21 protein-coding genes are annotated in these 20,730 nt (G+C 56.8%); 6 read left to right on the top strand and 15 right to left on the bottom strand.

Annotated features, from left to right (window positions below; genetic code table 11):
- Nucleotides 1–2: 2 nt before the first annotated feature.
- The 6 genes from PKC81_RS03205 to PKC81_RS03180 all read right to left on the bottom strand — a co-directional run bounded on the left by PKC81_RS03205 (nt 3) and on the right by PKC81_RS03180 (nt 7,062).
- A complete protein-coding gene (locus PKC81_RS03205; protein ID WP_324333203.1) occupies nt 3–1,211 on the bottom strand; it encodes a DUF445 domain-containing protein in 1,209 nt (402 codons plus the stop codon).
- Between the two features lie 109 nt (nt 1,212–1,320).
- The gene (locus PKC81_RS03200; RefSeq protein WP_324333189.1) at nt 1,321–4,452 is read right to left on the bottom strand and encodes an efflux RND transporter permease subunit; all 3,132 of its coding nucleotides are present in this window, start codon (nt 4,450–4,452) and stop codon (nt 1,321–1,323) included.
- Nucleotides 4,449–5,651 (bottom strand): efflux RND transporter periplasmic adaptor subunit, encoded by a 1,203-nt coding sequence (locus PKC81_RS03195; protein ID WP_324333188.1) that lies wholly within the window; start codon nt 5,649–5,651, stop codon nt 4,449–4,451. Before PKC81_RS03195 ends, PKC81_RS03200 begins: the two co-directional genes overlap by 4 nt.
- 252 nt (nt 5,652–5,903) lie before the next feature.
- Nucleotides 5,904–6,167: a GlsB/YeaQ/YmgE family stress response membrane protein gene (locus tag PKC81_RS03190; RefSeq protein WP_298602881.1), complete on the bottom strand. Its 264-nt coding sequence runs from the start codon at nt 6,165–6,167 to the stop codon at nt 5,904–5,906.
- A 162-nt stretch (nt 6,168–6,329) separates the two neighbouring features.
- Nucleotides 6,330–6,629 carry a DUF1153 domain-containing protein gene (locus tag PKC81_RS03185; protein ID WP_298602884.1) on the bottom strand — a complete coding sequence of 100 codons (300 nt, stop codon included), beginning with the start codon at nt 6,627–6,629 and terminating at the stop codon, nt 6,330–6,332.
- A gap of 7 nt (nt 6,630–6,636) precedes the next feature.
- Nucleotides 6,637–7,062: a hypothetical protein gene (locus PKC81_RS03180; protein WP_324333187.1), complete on the bottom strand. Its 426-nt coding sequence runs from the start codon at nt 7,060–7,062 to the stop codon at nt 6,637–6,639.
- A gap of 115 nt (nt 7,063–7,177) precedes the next feature.
- On the opposite strand from PKC81_RS03180, the gene mnmA reads away from it, so the two are divergent.
- Both mnmA and PKC81_RS03170 read left to right on the top strand, forming a co-directional pair.
- Complete coding sequence (gene mnmA, locus PKC81_RS03175) at nt 7,178–8,299, top strand: tRNA 2-thiouridine(34) synthase MnmA (RefSeq protein WP_324333186.1); 1,122 nt, start codon at nt 7,178–7,180, stop codon at nt 8,297–8,299.
- A complete protein-coding gene (locus tag PKC81_RS03170) occupies nt 8,262–8,873 on the top strand; it encodes a hypothetical protein (protein WP_324333185.1) in 612 nt (203 codons plus the stop codon). The genes mnmA and PKC81_RS03170 overlap by 38 nt, the downstream gene beginning before the upstream one ends.
- On the opposite strand, the gene PKC81_RS03165 is transcribed toward PKC81_RS03170, so the two are convergent.
- Nucleotides 8,870–9,247: a hypothetical protein gene (locus PKC81_RS03165; RefSeq protein ID WP_324333184.1), complete on the bottom strand. Its 378-nt coding sequence runs from the start codon at nt 9,245–9,247 to the stop codon at nt 8,870–8,872. The two genes, PKC81_RS03170 and PKC81_RS03165, sit on opposite strands and share 4 nt — an antisense overlap.
- Between PKC81_RS03165 and PKC81_RS03160 the strand changes: the two genes are divergently transcribed.
- Nucleotides 9,246–10,412 (top strand): serine hydrolase, encoded by a 1,167-nt coding sequence (locus tag PKC81_RS03160; RefSeq protein ID WP_324333183.1) that lies wholly within the window; start codon nt 9,246–9,248, stop codon nt 10,410–10,412. The genes PKC81_RS03165 and PKC81_RS03160 overlap by 2 nt on opposite strands.
- On the opposite strand, the gene PKC81_RS03155 is transcribed toward PKC81_RS03160, so the two are convergent.
- The 3 genes from PKC81_RS03155 to PKC81_RS03145 all read right to left on the bottom strand — a co-directional run bounded on the left by PKC81_RS03155 (nt 10,409) and on the right by PKC81_RS03145 (nt 11,996).
- Nucleotides 10,409–10,684, bottom strand: coding sequence for a DUF3297 family protein (locus tag PKC81_RS03155; RefSeq protein ID WP_324333182.1), 276 nt, complete (start codon nt 10,682–10,684; stop codon nt 10,409–10,411). The two genes, PKC81_RS03160 and PKC81_RS03155, sit on opposite strands and share 4 nt — an antisense overlap.
- A gap of 41 nt (nt 10,685–10,725) precedes the next feature.
- Nucleotides 10,726–10,884: a hypothetical protein gene (locus tag PKC81_RS03150; protein ID WP_324333181.1), complete on the bottom strand. Its 159-nt coding sequence runs from the start codon at nt 10,882–10,884 to the stop codon at nt 10,726–10,728.
- 77 nt (nt 10,885–10,961) lie between these two features.
- Nucleotides 10,962–11,996, bottom strand: a complete 1,035-nt coding sequence (locus PKC81_RS03145) for a DUF4424 family protein (RefSeq protein ID WP_324333180.1) — start codon at nt 11,994–11,996, stop codon at nt 10,962–10,964.
- A 30-nt stretch (nt 11,997–12,026) separates the two neighbouring features.
- Here PKC81_RS03145 and PKC81_RS03140 point away from each other — a divergent pair, with 30 nt between their 5' ends.
- Nucleotides 12,027–13,235: an aminoacetone oxidase family FAD-binding enzyme gene (locus PKC81_RS03140; RefSeq protein WP_324333179.1), complete on the top strand. Its 1,209-nt coding sequence runs from the start codon at nt 12,027–12,029 to the stop codon at nt 13,233–13,235.
- Here the strand turns inward: PKC81_RS03140 and PKC81_RS03135 are convergent.
- Entirely contained in the window at nt 13,232–13,648 is a 417-nt protein-coding gene (locus PKC81_RS03135) for a type II toxin-antitoxin system VapC family toxin (protein ID WP_324333178.1), read from the bottom strand. The genes PKC81_RS03140 and PKC81_RS03135 overlap by 4 nt on opposite strands.
- On the bottom strand, nt 13,645–13,905 hold the full coding sequence (locus PKC81_RS03130) for a hypothetical protein (RefSeq protein ID WP_324333177.1): 261 nt from the start codon (nt 13,903–13,905) through the stop codon (nt 13,645–13,647). Before PKC81_RS03130 ends, PKC81_RS03135 begins: the two co-directional genes overlap by 4 nt.
- A 109-nt stretch (nt 13,906–14,014) precedes the next feature.
- Between PKC81_RS03130 and PKC81_RS03125 the strand changes: the two genes are divergently transcribed.
- Nucleotides 14,015–15,115 carry a hypothetical protein gene (locus PKC81_RS03125; protein WP_324333176.1) on the top strand — a complete coding sequence of 367 codons (1,101 nt, stop codon included), beginning with the start codon at nt 14,015–14,017 and terminating at the stop codon, nt 15,113–15,115.
- Nucleotides 15,116–15,132: 17 nt separating this feature from the next.
- Here PKC81_RS03125 and typA read toward each other — a convergent pair whose 3' ends face one another.
- Nucleotides 15,133–16,953 (bottom strand): translational GTPase TypA, encoded by a 1,821-nt coding sequence (gene typA / locus PKC81_RS03120; protein ID WP_324333175.1) that lies wholly within the window; start codon nt 16,951–16,953, stop codon nt 15,133–15,135.
- 87 nt (nt 16,954–17,040) lie between these two features.
- Between typA and PKC81_RS03115 the strand changes: the two genes are divergently transcribed.
- A complete protein-coding gene (locus PKC81_RS03115; protein WP_324333174.1) occupies nt 17,041–18,009 on the top strand; it encodes a bile acid:sodium symporter family protein in 969 nt (322 codons plus the stop codon).
- A 97-nt stretch (nt 18,010–18,106) separates the two neighbouring features.
- On the opposite strand, the gene PKC81_RS03110 is transcribed toward PKC81_RS03115, so the two are convergent.
- A complete protein-coding gene (locus tag PKC81_RS03110) occupies nt 18,107–20,608 on the bottom strand; it encodes an FtsX-like permease family protein (RefSeq protein WP_324333173.1) in 2,502 nt (833 codons plus the stop codon).
- Complete coding sequence (locus tag PKC81_RS03105; protein ID WP_324333172.1) at nt 20,608–20,730, bottom strand: hypothetical protein; 123 nt, start codon at nt 20,728–20,730, stop codon at nt 20,608–20,610. Before PKC81_RS03105 ends, PKC81_RS03110 begins: the two co-directional genes overlap by 1 nt.

Genomic DNA, 20,730 nt, shown 5'->3' with positions numbered 1-20,730 from the left:
CGTCAGAGCAGTAGCGAAACGGCGTGGATAATGATCCCGGCCAGCCCGCCAACCAGCGTGCCGTTGATGCGGATGAATTGAAGATCGCTACCAACGGCATTTTCAACGCGGTCGGTGATTGTGCTCGCATTCCATCCGCCAATCGTATCTGAAACCAGGCTTACAATCTGGTCGCCATAATTTTCGGTTGTGCCGACGATGGCGCGGCGGGCGAAGCGGTTGATCTGACGTTTCAGCCTTTCATCATCCTGCAGAGTGGCGCCCAGCTTAGTTAGCGCCTCTCCAAAGCTTCCTGCCAATGCTGCGTCAGGATTGCGTGCGGCCTTGAGCAACGCATCCCGTCCCTGACCCCACAGTCCGTCGATCCATTTTGCGAAAGCCGGGTTCTTGAGCAGTTCCTGCTTCCAGTGATTGACCTTGGCCTGCAATTCCTTGTCGTGACGCAAACCATGCGCAAGTTTTTCCAGCCCTTCCTCGCCCTTTTCGCGCAAAGGATGGTCGGGGTCTTCGGCCATGTCGCCAAGCAGCTTTTCAAGGCCGCTGACAATCGCATTGGCTAGCCGGTCATCGAGCCCGGTCCAGCGCATTATCGTGCCAGCGCGCTCCTCGACCATCGCACGGATGATATGCTCATTGGCTTCGAGTGTCTTGGCGGCCCATGCAATGATGCCATCGAGCACGGGTAAATGCCGCCGTTCCTTGATCATCGCGGCCAGCAACTGTCCGAGTAGCGGCGCAATATCCAGTTTTTCAAGCTGGGTACGTACCGCGCCCTTGGCGATGCCGCCCAATCGTTCGTCATCGAGCGATTCGACGATATCGCCGAGCAGGCGAGAGGCCCCCATCCGCATCCGGCCTTCGCCGGACCCCGGCGTTGTCAGGAAACGGCCCATCGCGCCTGCAACATCCATCGTCTGCACTTTGCGTGCGACAATGCCAGTGCGCAGAAAATTGGTGCGCAGGAATCCCGCCAACGTTCTGCCGAGGCGCTCCTTGTTGTTCGGGATGATCGCCGTATGCGGGATTGGAATGCCCAACGGATGACGAAACAATGCGGTCACCGCAAACCAGTCTGCCAGACCGCCTACCATGCCAGCTTCGGCAAAGGCAGTTAAAAAGCCCCAGTGCGGATGCACATTGCGCTCGAGATGGATGCCAGCGACAAACAGCAGCGCCATCAGGATGAGCAACGCCGTAGCGATACGGCGCATCTTGCGCAGTTCGTCGTCGCGCCAAATATAGCGCTCGCGTTCTGCCTGATTAAGCTGACTGACCGATTTTACCATTCAAGCGACCGCTTAGCGTGCCATGACGGTAAAGTCACTCGGCAGGCTGCAATCCCGGTGCCATGCCTGTAGACGGACCACCTGATTTCGAACGGCTCTCTGGGTCGTCGGCATCGTCACCGGGTTTGAACGTCAACAACCGATCGCGCAACCAAGGTCCAGCGCGCTTTTCCAATCCATCGGCGAGACTGAACCCGGCCGGGACGATAAGCAACGTCAGCAACGTCGATACGATCAGGCCGCCAATCACCACGGTACCCATCGGCGCGCGCCATTGTCCGTCACCACCGAGTGACAGAGCAGTCGGGATCATACCTGCCGTCATCGCGACAGTCGTCATCACAATTGGCTGTGCACGCTTGTGGCCAGCTTCCATGATGGCCTGGAACTTGGGAACACCGCGCTCCATTTCTTCGATGGCAAAGTCGATGAGCAGAATCGAGTTTTTGGCGACAATACCAAAAAGCATCAGAACACCGATGAACACAGGCATCGAGATCGGCTGACCGACGATGGCCAGCGCGAGCATCCCGCCAAGCGGCGCCAGAAGCAGCGAGCCCATATTGACCAATGGTGACATGAAACGCCGATAGAGCAGTACAAGCACCGCAAACACCAGCAGTGTCCCTGAAATCAGCGCAATACCGAAATCGCGCTGCATTTCCTGTTCCCATTCCTGGCTGCCAAAGGGCGCTCGTGACACGCCTGTTGGAAGGTTCTTCATCACGGGAAGGTTGTTGATCTTGGCGTCGGCGTCGGACGAGACAATTCCCGGTGCAAAATCAGCACCCACAAAGATACGGAAATTCTGGTTCCGCCGTTGAATGGTGGTAGGGCCTGCACCAAAGGTGATTTCCGCGACGCGTTCCAACGGAACCGAACCGCCATTTGCCGTTGGCACAGGCAGATTGCGGATGTTTGCCATATTTTGACGCGATTCTTTGGCCAGCATGACGCGGATCGGAATTTGACGATCAGACAGCGAGAATTTGGCGCTATTCTGGTCAATATCGCCCAAAGTCGCGATGCGGATAGCCTGGCTGAGCGCGACGGTGGTGACACCCAATTGCGACGCAAGGTCGAGCCGTGGCGTGATAATCAACTCAGGGCGCTGCAAATCGGCTGCAATACGCGGTGCTCGAAGCTCTTTTAGAGTCTTCATTTCCTCGACAAGACGTTGTGCTGTCTGGTCGAGCTGGGCGGGGTCGGAGCCCGAAAGCATGACCGAAACATCACGTCCGGAGCCACCGCCGCCGGGGCCGAATGTCAAGAAGGTTACACGGGCGTCTGCGATCTTGGATAACACCGGTGTAAGTGCTTCTTCGAATTCCTGGCTGGTGCGGTCGCGGTCTTCGTGCAGCGTGATGAAAATATTCCCGTTGCCCTCACCAACGCGCTGCAATGCGGTTTTTACTTCCGGTTCCTTCCGCACAATCGCGACCACTTCATCAGAAACCTCTTTGGTGCGCTCCAGTGTCGTCCCAGGAACCATTTCGATGCGGATGCGGGTGAAATCCTGATTGCCGTCGGGGAAAAACTGTTTGGGCAGGACGACCATCAGAACAACGGTTAGCGCGAGCGCGAGCACACCAATGCCCATCATCCAGCGGCGATGGCCCAGTGACCAACGCAGGATCTTCATATAACGGTCCATCAATGGACCCTCGCCATGCTCTGCGATTCCGCCAGATTTCAGGAAATAGGCGGCGATCATCGGTGTGATCATGCGTGCGACGGCAAGGCTCATCAGTACCGAAGCAACAACCGTCAGGCCGAAATTCTTGAAAAACTGTCCAGCTACGCCGGGCATCAAGCCGACAGGAAGGAACACGGCAACGATTGAGAAGGTCGTGGCAACAACTGCAAGGCCGATTTCGTCGGCGGCGTCGATAGATGCCTGATAGGCGGATTTGCCCATGCGCATATGCCGCACGATATTTTCGATTTCCACAATCGCATCATCGACCAGCACACCCGCAACCAGACCCAGTGCCAAGAGCGACATGGTGTTTAAGGTGAAGCCCATCAGGTCGAGGAACCAGAATGTCGGAATGGCGCTCAACGGAATGGCAATTGCCGAAATGATGGTTGCGCGCCAATCGCGCAGGAACAGGAACACAACGACGATCGCGAGCAATGCGCCTTCAATCATTGCAGCCATCGAGCTTTTATATTGGGCCTTGGTGTAGGCGACGCTGTTGAACAGTGGGGTGAACTTGATGCCCGGATTTTCCTTGGCGATCTTTTCCATTTCAATGGTGGCATTGTCGAACACGGTAACGTCGGAAGCACCCTTGGCGCGCGACATGCCGAATGTGACAACTTGGCGTCCGCTTTCGAAGGCCATGGAGCGCTGCTCGCTATAGCCATCCGTCACCTCTGCAACATCTGCAAGCTTAACCGACCGTCCGCCACCAAGGCTGATGTTTCGCTGGCTAAGTTCATAGGCGTTGGCGGCATTGCCCAGAATGCGAACCGACTGGCGCGATCCTGCAATTTCCGATTGCCCGCCTGCGGCATTCAGATTCTGCTGCCGCAAAACCGAGTTGATCTGACTTGCGGTGACACCAAGCGACTGCATTTTGGCGGGATCGAGAATAACGCGGATTTCGCGATTGACGCCGCCATTGCGGCTAACCGATGCCATGCCTTCAACCGCCAGAAGGCGCCGTGAAACGGTGTCATCAACAAACCAGCTCAGCTGTTCGAGCGTCATGTCCGAAGCTTCAACCGCAAAATAGGCAATTGGATCGCTTGAGGTCGCTACCTTGAAAACTTGCGGTTCCAAAATGCCGTCCGGTAGATCGCCGCGAATCTGGTCAACCGCGTTTTTCACTTCGCTGACAGCCGCGTTGATATCGTCACCGATTTCAAATTCAGCGCTGACAGAAGTGTTACCTTCCGAGGCCGAGGCATCGATGTTGCGCACGCCCTGAACGCTTCGGATCGCAGATTCGACCTTTTGGGTGATTTGCGTTGTAATCTCTACCGGTGAGGCACCTGGTTGGGAAATGGCAACGACAACGACCGGGAATTCAATATCGGGGTCATTCTGCACATCCATGCGCGAGAAGGACATGATTCCCGCAAGTGTCAGGGCAATGAACAGGACGATCGGTACGACTGGGTTGCGTATCGACCATGCCGATATGTTGCGGAAGTTCATTTTGTTTTACCCTGCGACGCGGACTTGACGAGTTTGGGGGTGACGGTTTCGTCCGGATTCAGGAAACCGCCCGCATAGAGAACGACCCGTTCAGTGCCATCAAGCCCTTCGCTGATAGCTATGCCCTCTTGGGTGACGATGCCGGTCTTTACCGGGCGCCGCTGAACCTTATTCTGTGCTGTGACGATATACACAAAGCTGCCGTCGCGATCATTTTGGATTGCTGACTCTGGCAAAATCGCCGCAGTAACTGCCCCGGCCTTGATTTCCACCGAGGCAAAACCGCCCGGCTTGAGCGCGCGATCAAATGGCAGGGCAATGCGGGCAATACCCTGACGGGATTGAGCGTTGATTGTAGGCGAAATCTGCCAAATCGTGCCCGTAAACTGACGATCGCTGCCGACAGGCGTGACAGTTGCCGGAACGCCAACTGAGATTCCAGCCAGTTCGGCTTCACCCAGTTGTGCCTGCAATTCCAGTTCGCCGCCCTTCGCCATGCGGAACAGAACTCCGCTGCCTTGGGTTACAGTCTGCCCGGGTTCCACATTGCGTTCGAGAACAAATCCGCCAACCGGTGCCCGAATGTCGAGACGAGCGGTTCGCGCGCGCAACTCCCGTAGTTGCGCTTCTGCGATGCCCACACGTGCCCTTGCACTGTCGCGGGTTGCAGTTTTCCGATCGACATCGGCCTTCGAGATGAAACCACGATTGACCAACTGCATCGCACGGTCCAATTCGTTCTGCGCGAGTTGAAGGTCCGCACGTGCGGCTTTTATTTGCGCTTCCTGACCGATAATCTGTTGCGACTGGACAGAACGCTCAATGCTCGCAAGAACCTGTCCCTGCTGGACCCAGTCACCTGCATCGACAAATACCTGGGATACTTGGCCGCCTTCACCGACAACGCCGACCGGGATTTCGCGGCGCGCCGCCAATGTTCCGGTAGCCGAAATCGAACGCGCAATCGTCTCCCGCCCAGGAGCAATTACCGAAACGGTCTGGGCCTGACCTTGTTTGTCGGCCCCCGCTGCGGCACCGTCTTCGGAGCCAGTGCCGCCAAAAAAGAAATAGGCCGCTGCCAGAGCGGCCAACACCGCCAAAATGGCAACGATCCACATATTTCTCTTACGCCGACGTTGGACAGCACCGTCCGGATCGAGAAGGTCGGTATCGCTGGTTATGCTGGTTTCGAAATTCATGGTATTGTCCATTCGGGTGACCCCGTGGGGAGATTGTTGTAACTATTGGCGGGTGTATTATTGTAATAAATCACCGGGTGCAAGTCGGGATTATGTCGGTACTGGTCGACAAATACGGCCAAACTCCGCTGAAAACATCCAAAAAGGCACTTCTGCGACTATTTTCGACAAACGACGTCAAGAGATGGAAAACAAAAACGAAAAAGGTCGGAGCGATCCCGCCCCGACCTTGGAAAATTCAAGTCGTAAGACTTAACGGACTTTGCCGCGCTGTATCAGGTTCAGGATACCCAGCACGATTATCGCACCGACCAAAGCCACAAGAAGGCCAGTCAACGAAAACTCCTTCACGCTGCCGACGATTCCGAACTGGTTTGCGATAAGGTTACCAACAACCGATCCCACACAGCCAGCAACAACGTTCCAGACTATTCCCATGGAAGCGTCCCGGTTCATTACTTTGCTGGCGAGCCAGCCTGCAATGCCACCGACGATGATTGCAATAATCCAACCCATAGATTGTCCTCCTGCTCTAAAAAGGCATTTTCCTGCCTTGGTGCAGCATATCGCCTGACCATAGGAACGCAAATACTGATTTAGCCGACTAAAACAGTTTACACAGGGCAACAAAAAAGCCCGGGAATACCGGGCTTTTTTGCGCGATCACTTCACGCCGCGTCAGTATTTTTGCTGGCGCTCATACAGATCGCGGTAATGCTGGATCCGCGTCACCCGCAATCCCGGCATTCCCGAGCGATCAATGGCGCGTTGCCATGAAGCAAATTCCTCCAGTGTCAGCCCATAGCGCTCGCAAACCTCGCTAACCGACAAGAGACCGCCGTTAACAGCTGCGACCACTTCCGCCTTGCGACGGACTACCCATCGGGTGGTCTCTGGAGGCGGCAAACTGTCTATGGTAAGTGGCTCGCCGAGCGGGCCAATCACCTGTGCAGGCCGGATTTTCTGGTTTTCAATCATGCTATCCTCAATTTTCCATGCCCCGCAAAGCCGCCGGTTGCCCCGGCGAACTCTCAGTAAACAGATAGGGTTTTCCATTCGCTAAAGCGTCAGGGTAAATGTTTGCGTCGATTTTGTTTACTTTGGTTAGCCCGAACAATTCCGACGGCAAAAACGCGCCAGACGCCGCCTGTCTTTGCGAACCTTTAGGCGCTGCAAAAAAGCGCATCCGCTCGCTAATCGGATCGTTCGACACAAGGATGCCGTCCGGACCTGTTGCAGCAAATTGCGTGGTTATGCTCGCCATCTGGCGTGTCACAGCAGCAGCAACGAGTTCGGCAAATTTACCGCCTCGGTGCGGCTGCAATTGCCGACGCTTTGGATGGGGAAAGTTCATGTCCATGTCGATGCATTTACACCAACACACATAACGTCTGGTAAATTGGCCATTCACACGGCATTAGGTGAGGTTAACAGCAATTATCATTTGGGCGCCCCAGCTGTACCGAAACGAGAATTTTCGTCCGGCCAAGGGTTGTAGTGCGCTAAAACGACATAATCTTGGAACAATGGATAAGAATTTTTCCCTTCCCGATTTCCAGTTGGGTCAGAATCTGGCTGGCAAGCGAATCGTGGTCGCGATGTCGGGTGGGGTCGATTCGTCGGTCGTTGCTGCGCTTGCCGCGCGATCTGGCGCCGAGACAATCGGCGTCACGCTGCAGCTCTATGATCATGGCAGTGCGGTGAAGCGGGCCGGGAGCTGTTGCGCCGGTCAGGATATTAGAGATGCTCGCGCCGTCGCCGACCGTCTGGGAATCATGCACTATGTTTTCGATCATGAAAGCCGCTTTCGTGATTCAGTGATCGACCATTTCGCAGATGAATATATGCGGGGCCGCACCCCAATTCCGTGCGTGCGTTGTAATATGGGTGTGAAATTCACAGACCTGTTTCGTCTTGCCAAGGAGTTGGGTGCGGATTGCCTGGCGACCGGCCATTATGTCCGCCGTATCGAGGGTGCGTCAGGGCCAGAGCTGCACCGCGCGCTCGATCCGGCTCGAGACCAGAGCTATTTCCTCTTTGCAACAACCGGGGAGCAACTCGATTTCCTACGCTTCCCATTGGGCGGTATGCCCAAGCCTGCGGTGCGTGAAATCGCTCAGGACATGGGTTTGGTCGTCGCCAACAAGCCAGACAGCCAGGATATCTGCTTTGTACCTGAGGGGGACTATGCAGCGGTAGTCCGCAAAATTCGCCCCGAAGCGGATAGCGATGGCCCGATTGTCGATATGGAAGGGCGCGAACTCGGGCGGCACAAAGGGCTGATTCATTACACGGTGGGGCAGAGGCGCGGGCTGGAAATTGGTGGACTTTCGGAGCCGCTCTATGTCGTCCGGCTTGATCCGCAAACACAGGCGGTCGTTGTCGGGCCAAAGCGCGCCTTGGCTGTCAGTGCGGCGCGTATCGTTGAACCTAACTGGCTTGCGGATGTCCAAGATCGTCAGGTGATGGCGAAGGTGCGTTCGCTCGCCAAGCCCGTTCCAGCAACGATGGACGGCGAATGGTTGCGCTTTGCGTCAGACGAATATGGTGTGGCGCCTGGGCAGGCCGCTGTGCTGTATGAAGGCGATAGAGTGCTAGGCGGCGGCTGGATTGAAGAAACAGCGGGTGCCGAAGCTTGCTTGGTTTGATCCCACAGTCAGTGATTCACGAGGGGGAGTATCCTTGAATATTAAAGCTGCTCAGGAAGAACTGTGTTCATCCTATGCGAATGGCGCGATTGGCGTGGCAGTATCTGGCGTAGTTTGGTTGGCTTCCGGGATTGCGGCTCTCGGTCTGGATGCGCGTTTTGCCATGGCTTTGCTGTTTTTTGGTGGGATGGCGATCCACCCGCTATCCACGCTTATCGTTCGACAGATTTTGAAACGGCCGGCGGTCAGCGCTGATAACAGTCTTGAAATGATCGGGCTATTGACCGTGCCAATAATCCTTTTGGGACTCTTCGCCGGCTATCTTGTCAGCGGAAATAAGCCAGCCTGGTTTTTTGCGATCGCTTTGATGGCCGTTGGCGCGCGCTACCTAACATTCAAAACCATATATGGCCTTAGCCACTATATCGTTCTCGGCTTCGCATTGCTGGCAATCGGATTTGTTGGGATTTGGCTGGCATTTCCGTCGGGAGATTTGATCGCCATAGCTGGCGGCACTATTGAACTTATCGCGGCAGCAATTTTGTGGTCAGCTAGGCCCAAAGCCGCAGTTTAATCGAGTTCCGCTATTTCTTTGTCATTCAACTGAATACAGCCAAATTCTCGGCGTCGTTCGGCTACAGCCTCGGCAAGCAAAGGAACTGACGCGGTTACCCGTTTGTTGTCCGGATCGTCGCTCACCGAGACCAGTTCCATTCCCGGTTCGAAATCCTTTTCGCAAGACGCCAAAGGCCGACCCTCGATATAGCGGCATGAACAGGCGATATGCGCGCCATAGGACGCGCCAAGTTTCGCCTGCGCCTTGATGTCGGCAAAGTTGAAGACGAGCCAAAGGACAAGCAACGCGCCAATGGCAGCCGCACCATATTTGATTTTCTTAGCCAGCGGCCAGACGGCTTTTGCAGACGGCTTTGAAGTTGCGGTTGCCATGGCTTGCCTTCCTGGTGCATTCATCCGCGCCATGCCTAGATACAAATTGCCGCTTGGTGCAACCGCCATTTCATTGCTGCTCGCAAGTTGCGGGGGTGAAGTAGAGCCTAAGCCTGTTGAGACCGCGCCAGCAATAGAGAATATTGTAGACGATGCCGCCCCAGGAAAGGAACGCCTTGCTTCAACCATCGCTCCCTTTTTCGACGATCCAGCGTTGGAGGAAACCCGCGCGATCGTCGTCATGCACGGCGGCCGGGTGGTCGCAGAACGCTATGCCCCTGGTTATGGACCAGATAGTCGCCTGATCAGCTGGTCGATGGCCAAAAGCGTTACGGCAACACTTATTGGCATGATGGTGGCTGATGGTTTGCTGGTGCTCGACGATACCGCACCCGTTCCCGAATGGTCCAGTCCGGGCGACCCGCGGGCCAAGATTACTTTGCGCCATTTGCTGCACATGTCATCGGGCCTCGATCACACTGAAATGGCAGAGGGCGACAAAGCCATCTACGAGGCTGATACAACCCGTCTGCTGTTCCTTGATGGCCGAGAAAATGTCGCGCGCTATGCGGAAAAGCGCAATCTGGAAGCGGAACCCGGTCGCCATTTTGAATATTCCACCGCGACCAGCCACATATTGGCCGACATCATGACGCGGACATTGACTGACAGCAGCGATCCTGTTGTCCGGCGTAACGCAATGCTCGAATATGCGCGCGGACGGTTGTTCGAGCCGCTTGGCATGACCAGTGCGGTTCCCGAATTTGACCGCAGCGGTACGATGCTTGGTGGCAGCATGATCCATGCTACCGCGCGTGACTGGGCAAAATTCGGCGAATTCCTGCGCAACAATGGCTCGGTTCGCTCGGCGCAACTGCTGCCTACCAGCTGGACGCGATTCATGAAGACGTCGAGCGCGAACGATCCAGCCTATGGCGGGCATGTGTGGCTCAACAAAAGGCGGCCAGAGGGAAGGGATCAGGTGCTGTTCCCCGGAAAGGCGCCATCGGATGTATTCGCGGCGCTAGGCCATCTCGGCCAGTTCATTGTCGTTTCGCCGCAACATCGGTTGACGATCGTTCGCCTTGGCAAGACGCAGGATGATCAACTCGATCCGATCAACGACCAAATTGCCAAGCTTATCGCGATTTTCCCGAAAAGCTAGGCTTTGGCAACCGGCGCGTCGTCGCCCATATCCTCAAACCAGGCTTCGACCGGTCCTTTGAGGGTCAGTTGCATCGGGCGACCGTTGCGATCACGGCTCTTGCCTGCGGAAACCTTTATCCAGCCTTCGGAAATGCAATATTCCTCAACCGTCGTCTTCTGCTCGCCCTTGAAGCGGATGCCTATGCCGCGTGAAAGCGCGTCCTGATCGAAATATTCGCTGAAGGGGTGAATCGAAAGGCGGTCGGGCGGAAGATTATTGCTGTCAGTCATGGCCAGCGCCTTTGCCGCAAAGCCGCGCCGATGGCAATGGTTTAGCCGCTGCTATTCGCCGCCGGAATGATCCACATTATCGACAGCAGACCAATTGCCAGAAACAACGATATGCCGAGGACATAGCGCACACCATGTTCCTTCACACCGCCGCTGGCTTCGGTTTCCGTCAGTTCGTCATGATCTTCGAAACGTTGCATGGGCAAATTTCCTTTCCGGAAAGCCCCCCGTATTGAGACTCATAGCACAGCTAGGCAGCAGATGCGAAACATTCGCATCATTGGGCATTGGGGTCGTAAAACTCCGCAATTAGAATCTGGATGTCGCGCGTAGGCTCGAAGTTGGATTTGCGAACCTCAAAGCGCGTCGGGCTGATCTTTTTCACCCCATCCATGCAGAAGCTGAGCAGATTGCCGGGCTTTTCCTTGTCGACCACGAGGCGGAAGTCCTTGATCGGGCCTTTCCAGTTGGCCCCTGATTTCAACACATAGTCCAGCCAGTGTTCGACATAAGCGACTCCATATTCATCGCCGCGCGCGTTGGCCTTGGCACGCTCCGCATATATGCGCTTGTCAAAGCCTTTGAGGAATGCGCTGTCGATACAATAAGCGGCCTGATATTCGGCGAAATAATCACTTTCCTTGCGATATTCGGGCGACAGCATGCCGCCGACGCTCCCGCCTGCAATGGGCTTATAGCTATGTTCTACCGTGATCGTCTTGCCTGCAGGGAAGAGTTGTTTGCGCGTTACATGCGCCTGAATCTGCCAGTTGGGTGAATAATAGTCGCTGTCCGCCTCTTTGCGCAACAGCCCCTCGGCAACCAGTGAGTCCTTTTCGGCCTGTGTCAGCTTGTCGACATATTTCTCGCCAAATTCATAGTCATCCCAATGTTTTACTGGCCAGCCCAAGGCCTTCAGACGCGCCTCTACGCCTTTCGCCTCGGGTTTGCCGACCAGCGTTACCACCTCGTGATAGCCGAGCGCTGCCGACTTCCCGTCAACCAGCGTTTTGAATTCCAATTGCTCGCGCCAGTCGGAGAAGGAGGGGGCATCGATATATCCCTCTATCCCGTTCGGTAACGGTGGCAGGGGAAAGCTGACCAGCGTTTCGACATCCTTGGCGCTGCTGTTGGTAAAACGGTACTTCACCGTCACTAATTGGCGCGAAAGAAACAGGTCTTCGCTGTCCATACTGATCGCATCGTTGTGCGTTAGTTCAAGCCCACCCAAGCCGATGGCAGCGCTACTATCATTGGCAAAGGACGGGGCGGCAACGGCACTCAAAGCGAGCAAGGCGATAAATTTCTTCATGTTGCGGCTATGCCATGCCAAGGGCGTGCGATGAAAGCCGGAAATTACGACGCGATTATCTTGGGCGCTGGCGGGGCGGGGCTGATGGCTGCGCTGACGGCGGGGCAACACGGGCGACGCGTGCTGGTGATCGACCATGCCTCGGGGCCGGGCAAGAAAATCCTGATTTCAGGCGGCGGGCGGTGCAACTTCACCAATGTGAATGCGACAAGCCAGAATGCGCAGGAACGCTATATTTCCGCCAATCCGCATTTCGCCAAATCGGCGCTGGGGCGATATGAACCGCAGGATTTCATCGATCTGGTGACGTCGCACGGGATTGCATTCCATGAAAAAACGCTGGGGCAGTTGTTCTGCGATGGAAGTGCACGGCAGATCGTTTCGATGTTGATGGACGAATGCGATAAGGCTGTCGTTTATGGTGGCCGCGTCGATTTTGCCTTTGGGCTCGATGTGCGAGACGTCGCACACGACGGCGTCAGTTTCCGTGTCGCCTATGGAAAACTGGCGGCCAGCGCCCCGCGCCTGATCGTGGCAACCGGCGGACCGAGCATTCCCAAAATGGGCGCGACGGCTTTTGCTTATGATCTGGCCCGCCAGTTCGGACTGAAGGTGATCGAACCACGCCCGGCCTTGGTGCCGCTGACATTGGGTGGCGACGACGTGCTGTTCCGTGAATTGTCGGGCGTGTCTGCAGAAGTGATCGCGACTGCAGGCAAGGCCGCATTCCGAGAAGCTGCGTTGTTTACACACAAAGGTCTGTCGGGCCCCGCCATCCTGCAGGCCAGTAGCTATTGGTCCAATGGCGATCCGATCCAGATCGATTTCCTGCCCGAGGCCGATGCGGGCGCACTGCTCGCCGAAGCCAAACGCGCCAATCCGCGCGCGACCATGCGCTCAACACTGGAGAAGCATTTGCCGGGGCGACTTGCCGAAGCCTTGGCCGCACAATTAGCGCTAAACGGCAATCTCGCCGATCAATCCGACCGCAAACTGGCCGAAGCAGGCGCGCGGCTGGATAGCTGGATCTTCCACCCCAATGGCAGCGAAGGCTATGCCAAGGCCGAAGTCACGCGCGGCGGCGTTGCCACCGATGGCCTGTCGCAAAAGACTCTGGAGGCCAAAGCTGTCCCCTGCTTGCACTTCATCGGCGAAGCCGTCGATGTCACCGGATGGCTTGGCGGCTACAACTTCCAATGGGCCTGGGCGAGTGGTGTGGCGGCAGGGGAAGCGGTTTAAGGGGCTTCCCAAGGATTGATCAGGGCCAAGTCTGTAAAACGAAAGTCCTTGATGTTGCGTGTTGCAAGCTGGAGGCCGTTTTCGACTGCAATCGCCGCAATCTGACCATCGACAACATTCATATTATGCTTTGCTGTCAGTGCATCGAACATGATGTCGCCATATATGTTGGCGCTGTTTGCAGTGAATGGCAAAGACCGGTCGGCATAACGGACGCGCAAATCTGCAAGATCGGCTTCTAGCCCGCTACGCCTACGACCCTCAGGTAACCGAGCGATGCCAAAAGCTAACTCGCCAAGCGATGGCGCGCTAATTATCGTCTCGGCCTCGTGCAACAAATACCAAGCCGTAACCTGTTCATTGGCAGGCTTTTTCATCAGTTCTGAAATGACATTGGTATCGAGAAGGATCACAAATCGAGGCCGCGATGCGGTTTGCGGTTTTCTGCGATGAAAGCCTCAAGATCGGCCAAATCGTCATCGGCATCCTTGCCGCCAATCGCTCCCAGCCGCCGCAGGAACGCCTCTGCGCTCTCTTTTGGTTGCCGGTTTGCATAAGCAACTAGCGCATCCTCGACAATTGCATGGATGGGCCGCTTTTCCTTGGCCGAAAGCTGATGCGCCAAATCGCGTGCCTTGGCCGAACGGACGGAGAGTTGTGGGGCAGTCATGGAGAGGAGTTTATGCTTTTGATGGCATGATGGCAAGATGGGATGAATTGTTGCTTCGTATCTGCATTTATGCTGAATACTTTACGTAAATCAAGTTAAAGCGGGATACATGCAACAGCTAAATGACCGAATTAAGCAACGTTTGATAAGCGGAGCATACCCTAACGAGGCGTCCGTTTCACATGGCATTGTTATTCCGCTTCTAGGTTCGCTGGGTTGGGATACTTCTGATCCGGAATTAGTATTGCCTGAATTTACGAGCGGCAAAGGGAGAGTCGATTTTGCACTCTGCTGCCGACCTAACCGGCCAAATGCGTTCATTGAAGTCAAAGGCGTTGGACGTTCGCTTGATGGCGATCGGCAGCTTTTTGAGTATGCGTTCCATCAAGGTGTTCAGCTTTGTGTTTTGACGGACGGACGAGAATGGAGTTTTTATCTGCCCAGTGGGCAAGGAAGCTATGACGAGCGGCGGGTATATCGCTTGCAAATGGACGATCGGGACACCGATGAATCCGTTCGCATTTTTAAGCGCTACCTCTCGTTTGAGCGAGTTAAATCCGGTGAAGCATTGGAGGATGCTCAGCGCGACTACAAGGATGCGTCAGCTAGGCGTGAGGCAAAGCGGATAATCCCTGCCGCTTGGACCGATCTAGTCAGAGAGCGTGACGACCTGCTAATAGAGTTGTTAGCCGATAAAGCCGAAGCAAAGTCCGGGTTTAGGCCATCTAATGAGGAAATTGCCACATTTTTGGCTCGATTGGTGCCGGACGCATCGGCTGGAAAAACAACGATGTCGGTCGACTATGAATCAGTTCGTACTGAGATATCAAAACCTCAGAGACTGACAACGACCCGAGCGGTTTCTCGACGAGATTTGACCTTTACGATTTTTGGCAGTGAGCGCTCAGCACCGAACGCAAATCATGCACTCGTCGAAGTATTATCGACGATTGCGCAAACAAATCCATCACTTGTAGAACAGCTGTCGATCGCGGTTCAATCGCGTAGCCGGAACCATATTGCTCGAACCGTCGCTGAAATTTACCCTAGCCGCCCCGACCTTGCTCGAGCAGAAGAGTTTCACGACGGATGGTTGATCGGATTGAATATCGCCAATCGTGAGAAACTGAAAATTATCAAGCTGGCATGCGACGTGTACGGTTTGCGTTTTGGACAAGATCTAAAAATTGACCTCCCCAACGCTGAGTAGGACTTGAGGCTGTTGCCTCAAGCCGCCTCTTTCTTCCGGCTCGCCTTCTTCCGCTCATGCGGGTCGAGCAATGCCTTGCGGATGCGGATGTTTTTGGGCGTTACCTCGACCATTTCATCGTCATCGATATAGGCGATGGCCTGTTCGAGCGTCATGATCTTGGGTGGGGTCAGGCGGATGGCGTCGTCCTTGCCGGTCGAACGGAAGTTCGTCAGCTGCTTCGACTTCATCGGGTTGACTTCAAGATCTTCGGGCTTGGCATTTTCGCCGATGATCATGCCTTCATACAGCGCTTCGCCGGGCGAGACGAACAATATGCCGCGCTCTTCCAGAGGGCCGAGGGCGTAGGCAACTGCTTCGCCATTGCCGTTCGAGATCAGCACGCCATTCTTCCGGCCTTCGATCGGGCCGCGATAGGGGCCGTATTTTTCGAACAGGCGGTTCATGATGCCGGTGCCGCGGGTGTCGGACAGGAATTCGCCATGATAGCCGATCAGGCCGCGCGAAGGCGCGCTGAAGGTGATGCGGGTCTTGCCGCCGCCGGACGGGCGCATGTCGGTCATTTCGCCTTTGCGCAGCGCCATTTTTTCAACGACCGTGCCCGAATGTTCGTCATCCACGTCGATGACGACGGTTTCATAAGGCTCGGTGCGATTGCCGTTTTCGTCTTCGCGATACAGCACGCGCGGGCGGCTGATGCCGAGTTCGAAACCTTCGCGGCGCATCGTTTCGATGAGCACGCCAAGCTGGAGTTCGCCGCGGCCAGCGACTTCGAACGAATCCTTGTCTTCGCTTTCGGTTACCTTGATCGCGACATTCGATTCGGCTTCGCGCTCAAGGCGATCGCGGATCATGCGGCTGGTGACCTTGGTGCCTTCACGGCCCGCCATCGGCGAATCGTTCACGGAAAAACGCATCGACAGCGTCGGCGGATCGATCGGCTGCGCCTGAATTGCCTCGGTGACCGATGTGTCGGCAATGGTGTTCGAGACCGTCGCAACCGTCAAGCCAGCGATTGAAATGATGTCGCCTGCGCTGGCTTCGTCGGTCGGCACGCGATCAAGCCCTTGGAAAGTCATAATCTTTGAAGCGCGACCGGTTTCGATGACCTTGCCGTCCATGTCGAGCGCATGGATCGGCTGATTGACCTTGACCGTTCCCGACTGGACGCGACCGGTGAGGATGCGGCCAAGGAAATTGTCGCGGTCCAACAGGGTCACGAGGAAGGAGAACGGCGCGTCGACTTCAAGAGCCGGCGGCGGTACATGCTCGACGATCTTCTGGAAGAGCGGGGTCAGCGTGCCCTCGCGCAGGTCCGGATTTTCATTGGCATAACCGTTGCGGCCCGAGGCGTAGAGCACGGGGAAATCCAGCTGCTCGTCGGTCGCGTCGAGCGAGACGAACAGGTCGAACACTTCGTCGAGCACTTCCTGGATACGCTCGTCGGGACGGTCGATCTTGTTGACGACAACGATCGGGCGCAAGCCGAGTTTCAATGCCTTCCCGGTCACGAATTTCGTCTGCGGCATCGCGCCTTCGGACGAATCGACCAGCAGGATGACGCCGTCGACCATCGACAGGATACGCTCCACTTCGCCGCCAAAGTCGGCGTGGCCCGGGGTGTCGACAATGTTGATCCGCGTGCCTTCCCATTCGACCGAGGTCGGCTTGGCCAGAATCGTGATCCCGCGTTCCTTTTCAAGGTCGTTCGAATCCATCGCCCGCTCTTCGACGCGCTGGTTGTCGCGGAAGGTTCCGGACTGGCGGAAAAGCTGGTCAACAAGGGTGGTCTTGCCATGATCGACGTGCGCGATGATGGCGATATTGCGCAGGGACATTTATCTAGCCTTTTGGGAGTGCGGTGCACAGGCACCGTCAATTGCGGGCGCCCTTAGCTTAGTTTGTGCACTGCGGCAAGGATTGCTATGCGCATCGCCATGATTTCACGCCTGATCCCCGACCGCTTCGTGCTCCTTCTTCTGGCCGCGGTGCTGCTTGGCTGGCTGTTGCCGGTATCCGGGCAGGGGCTGGCGATTGCGCAGGACGTCAGTTTCGTCAGCATTTTTGCGCTGTTTTTCCTCCACGGATTGCGCCTGCCGCGTCAGGAAGTGGTAAAGGCGGCACGCAGCTGGAAAGTGCAGGGGGCGATGCTGGCCTTCAGTTTTGTTGCCCTGCCATTGGCGGGGTTGGCACTGGCAAAAGGGGCGGGGTGGATGCTGCCTGCTGCTTTGGCGACGGGATTGGTGTATTGCGCGATGCTGCCATCGACGGTGCAGTCGGCGATCAGTTACAGCTCTATGGGTGGCGGCAATGTGGCAGCGTCGGTAGTAGGCGCGGCGCTCTCTAACCTTTCGGGTATTATTTTGACACCGGCGCTGGTCGCTCTGATGCTGGGAGCAGCATCCGGCGTAACAATTGGAAGCGATACGATCATCCGCATCGCAACCATGTTGCTATTGCCCTTTGCCCTTGGCCAGATTGCGCAGTGCTGGCTGGGTGGTTGGGCGCAGCGGCAAAAGGCGATGTTGTCTTTCTTTGACAGACTGGTGATTTTGATTGCGGTTTATGTTGCCTTTGCCGGTGCGGTGAATTCGGGCAGCCTGTCTGCACTCGATCTGGGGACGATGGCGACGTTGTGTGCTTTGCTTGGCGTGCTGCTGGCTTTTGCCTTTGCAGGGGCGTGGTTCTTCGGAAGGCTATTGGGGCTGGACCGCGCGGACCGGATCAGCCTCGTCTTTGCCGGTGCGCAAAAAAGCATCGCAACGGGTGCGCCGATGGCGGCGATCCTTTTTGGAAGTTCGGCGGGGCTGATCGTGCTGCCCGCCATCATCTACCATATGGCGCAATTGCTGCTGTCTGCACCGCTGGCGGCGCGGTTTGCGCGATCCCACTAAAACCGTAGCCCTGAGCCTGTCGTGCCGAAGGCCACCGGAGGTGAACGGCGCTTGTCCGGTGAGGCGTGCTTCGACAGGCTCAGCACTACGGTGAAATTTAGAGGCTCCTGAGCGCCTCAGCCGGGCGCGCGGCCAATATAGGCAGCGATCCCAACATGCCGAGTGCAAAAGTCAATCCCGCGCCGCCGATCAGCGTCCACGCCAGTGTCGCCGGGTCCGGAGCGAAGGTGAAATCGAAGATTTGCACGATCACATACCAGCCTGCACCCAGCCCAAGCGCCAGCGCGACAAGACCAAGCACCGCCGCGCGAATTGCATATTCCAGCGCCTGCGCACCCAATATCTGCCGCCGCGTCGCGCCGAGCAGCTTCATAATGACGCTGTCGTAAACGCGGCTCTGCCGGGCTGCGGCAATTGCGCCGACGAGCACCGCAATGCCCGCAAGAATGGCGATCGAGGCCGCCGCAGCAATCGCCTGTGCCATTTGCTGCAGCAGAACCGTTACCTGGCTCACGACTTCGCCGACTTCAATCAGCGACGAGGACGGGAAGGCAGGCGGTATCGACTTTGCCAGTGCCCGTTCTGCTTCGGCTGGAACGGTTAGTGTTGCGACCATGCTGTGCGGGGCGGCGTCGAAGGTGCCGGGTGAGAAAACCAGCGCATAGTTGAGCCCGAAATTCTCCCACTTCACTTCGCGCAGCGAGCCGATTTTGGTGGGGATCTCGACGCCGAGAACACTGACGGTCAGGCTGTCGCCAACGCCTACGCCAAGCGACTCCGCGACACGGATATCGAGCGAGACAAGGGCAGGCCCTTTATAGTCGGCAGGCCACCATTCGCCTGCGATGACTTCGCTGCCTTCTGGCACCTGCGGGCTATAGGTCAAGCCCCGATCGCCATTGAGCACCCACGCGCCTTCCGGAAGTTCTTCCAACTGGTCAACGCGCTGGCCGCCAAATTCGACGATGGTGCCGCGCAAGGAGGGGATGAGGTTGATCTCGGCATCAGGCGCTTCCTTGCGGACCATCGCCGAGAATTCTTCCGTCTGCTCGCGCGGGATATCGAGCGCAAAAAAGCTCGGGGCGCGTTCGGGGACGCTGTTCTGGATTTCATTGTTGATGCTGGTCTGGATCGCCGCCAGCGTGACGAAAAGGGTTAGGCCAAGGCCCAGCGCGATCACCAGCGCCTGTGTGTGCGATCCTGGCCGATGCAAATTGGCAAGTGCAAGACGCGGCAGCGGGGCTTTGGGACGAGGCAGTCGCAAAGCTATCGCCCGCATACCCCATGCGATCAGGGCGAGTAGCACCAACAGGGCAAAAGCCGCGCCGATAAAGCCCAGCGAGAAGATCGGTTCGCGCGCAGTGCCGACCGCCAGCGCGACGATTGCGGCGATGCTGGCCGTTACCCATATTGCCGTGCGTCGGTCGACGCGGCTGCTGCCCTCGACAACCGAACGGTACAGCCCGGCAGCGGGCACCGTGCGTGCGCGGGCGAGGGGAGGCAGGGCGAAGGCGAAGGCAATGAGCAGTCCGTATACCGCGCTGACGATGAGGGGCAGCGGGTGCAGGGTGAAACCGGGCGCTACAGGCAAGATATCACCTGCGATCCAGCCTATCGCCATCGGCATCACACTGCCTACCGCAAGCCCTACCAGAATCGCTACCGCCGCAACTGCGAAAATCTGAAGCATGTAGATGCGGAAAATAATGCCGCTATCCGCGCCGGTCACTTTCAGCGTGGCGATCCCCGCACGCTTGCTTTCCAGATAGCTGCCCACGCCGTTGCCGACACCGATGCCGGCAATCACCAATGCAGCAAGCCCGACCAGCGTCAGGAATTGCCCCATGCGTTCAATGAAACGGCGCGTGCCGGGTGCGCCGTTCGAGCGATCAGTGATGTCCCATCCGGCAGAGGGAAATTGCTGTTCAAGCGATTTGGCGATAGCTTCGGGATCGGCGCTGGCGGGCAGTTTGATGCGATATTTGCTTTCAAACATGCTGCCCGGCTGGATCAGCTTTGTGCCATCCAATGAGGCGAGCGAAACCAAAGCCACCGGCCCAAGCGTGAAACCCTCGCCCAAGCGATCGGGTTCTTCGGCAATCACGCCCGCGACTTTGAAGGCCGCCTCACCAAATCGCACGGACCCGCCGGTCGCAAGGTTGAAACGGTCCGCCAGCGTCTGGCCGACATAGATTTCCCCGTCCTTGGGTGCCTTCGCAACTGTGCCGCCCTGCAGCAGCAATTTGCCATATAGCGGGTAAGTGCCGTCAATGGCTTTCAGTTCGGCCAATATGCTGTCGCTGCCGTCGGGGCCGATGGCCATGGCGCGCAGGCGTACGGTTTCCGAAACCGTACCCGCTGCAGCAAAGGCTTTCAGTTCGGCGTCGCTTGCCTCGCGCTGGGCGATACCGATTTCGATGTCACCGCCAAGGATGGTTTGGCCGCGACGCGACAATTCTTCAGTGATGCTGGCTGTCAGGCTGCCGATAGCCGCCAATGTGGCAACGCCCAGGAACAGGCAGACGACAAGCAGGCGCAGACCTCGAATGCGCGCGGAAAGATCGCGACGGGCAATGCGCCAGAGGGACCCCCAACCCATCAGTGTTCCACCTTCTCGTCACCCCCGCGAAGGCGGGGGTCCATCACCGGCGGGTTAAATTTCAACGGCGGGTGATGGATTCCCGCCTTCGCGGGAATGACGATGAAAGAGAAAGTGTGCAT

It is taken from the genome of Sphingorhabdus sp. (genome assembly GCF_035329025.1).
Taxonomy (GTDB): domain Bacteria; phylum Pseudomonadota; class Alphaproteobacteria; order Sphingomonadales; family Sphingomonadaceae; genus Sphingorhabdus_B.
This window is presented reverse-complemented; position numbering and strand designations above follow the sequence as displayed.

Excerpts from the sequence above, each read along its gene's own strand:
- typA (WP_324333175.1), bottom strand. The coding sequence starts at position 16,953 with ATGTCCCTGCGCAATATCGCCATCATCGCGCACGTCGATCATGGCAAG.
- PKC81_RS03160 (WP_324333183.1), top strand. The coding sequence starts at position 9,246 with ATGGCTTGCCTTCCTGGTGCATTCATCCGCGCCATGCCTAGATACAAA.
- PKC81_RS03145 (WP_324333180.1), bottom strand. The coding sequence starts at position 11,996 with ATGAAGAAATTTATCGCCTTGCTCGCTTTGAGTGCCGTTGCCGCCCCG.
- mnmA (WP_324333186.1), top strand. The coding sequence starts at position 7,178 with ATGGATAAGAATTTTTCCCTTCCCGATTTCCAGTTGGGTCAGAATCTG.
- PKC81_RS03150 (WP_324333181.1), bottom strand. The coding sequence starts at position 10,884 with ATGCAACGTTTCGAAGATCATGACGAACTGACGGAAACCGAAGCCAGC.
- PKC81_RS03195 (WP_324333188.1), bottom strand. The coding sequence starts at position 5,651 with ATGAATTTCGAAACCAGCATAACCAGCGATACCGACCTTCTCGATCCG.
- PKC81_RS03165 (WP_324333184.1), bottom strand. The coding sequence starts at position 9,247 with ATGGCAACCGCAACTTCAAAGCCGTCTGCAAAAGCCGTCTGGCCGCTG.
- PKC81_RS03125 (WP_324333176.1), top strand. The coding sequence starts at position 14,015 with ATGCAACAGCTAAATGACCGAATTAAGCAACGTTTGATAAGCGGAGCA.
- PKC81_RS03130 (WP_324333177.1), bottom strand. The coding sequence starts at position 13,905 with ATGACTGCCCCACAACTCTCCGTCCGTTCGGCCAAGGCACGCGATTTG.
- PKC81_RS03110 (WP_324333173.1), bottom strand. The coding sequence starts at position 20,608 with ATGGGTTGGGGGTCCCTCTGGCGCATTGCCCGTCGCGATCTTTCCGCG.
- PKC81_RS03155 (WP_324333182.1), bottom strand. The coding sequence starts at position 10,684 with ATGACTGACAGCAATAATCTTCCGCCCGACCGCCTTTCGATTCACCCC.
- PKC81_RS03200 (WP_324333189.1), bottom strand. The coding sequence starts at position 4,452 with ATGAACTTCCGCAACATATCGGCATGGTCGATACGCAACCCAGTCGTA.
- PKC81_RS03185 (WP_298602884.1), bottom strand. The coding sequence starts at position 6,629 with ATGATTGAAAACCAGAAAATCCGGCCTGCACAGGTGATTGGCCCGCTC.
- PKC81_RS03105 (WP_324333172.1), bottom strand. The coding sequence starts at position 20,730 with ATGCACACTTTCTCTTTCATCGTCATTCCCGCGAAGGCGGGAATCCAT.
- PKC81_RS03190 (WP_298602881.1), bottom strand. The coding sequence starts at position 6,167 with ATGGGTTGGATTATTGCAATCATCGTCGGTGGCATTGCAGGCTGGCTC.
- PKC81_RS03205 (WP_324333203.1), bottom strand. The coding sequence starts at position 1,211 with ATGCGCCGTATCGCTACGGCGTTGCTCATCCTGATGGCGCTGCTGTTT.
- PKC81_RS03140 (WP_324333179.1), top strand. The coding sequence starts at position 12,027 with ATGAAAGCCGGAAATTACGACGCGATTATCTTGGGCGCTGGCGGGGCG.
- PKC81_RS03115 (WP_324333174.1), top strand. The coding sequence starts at position 17,041 with ATGCGCATCGCCATGATTTCACGCCTGATCCCCGACCGCTTCGTGCTC.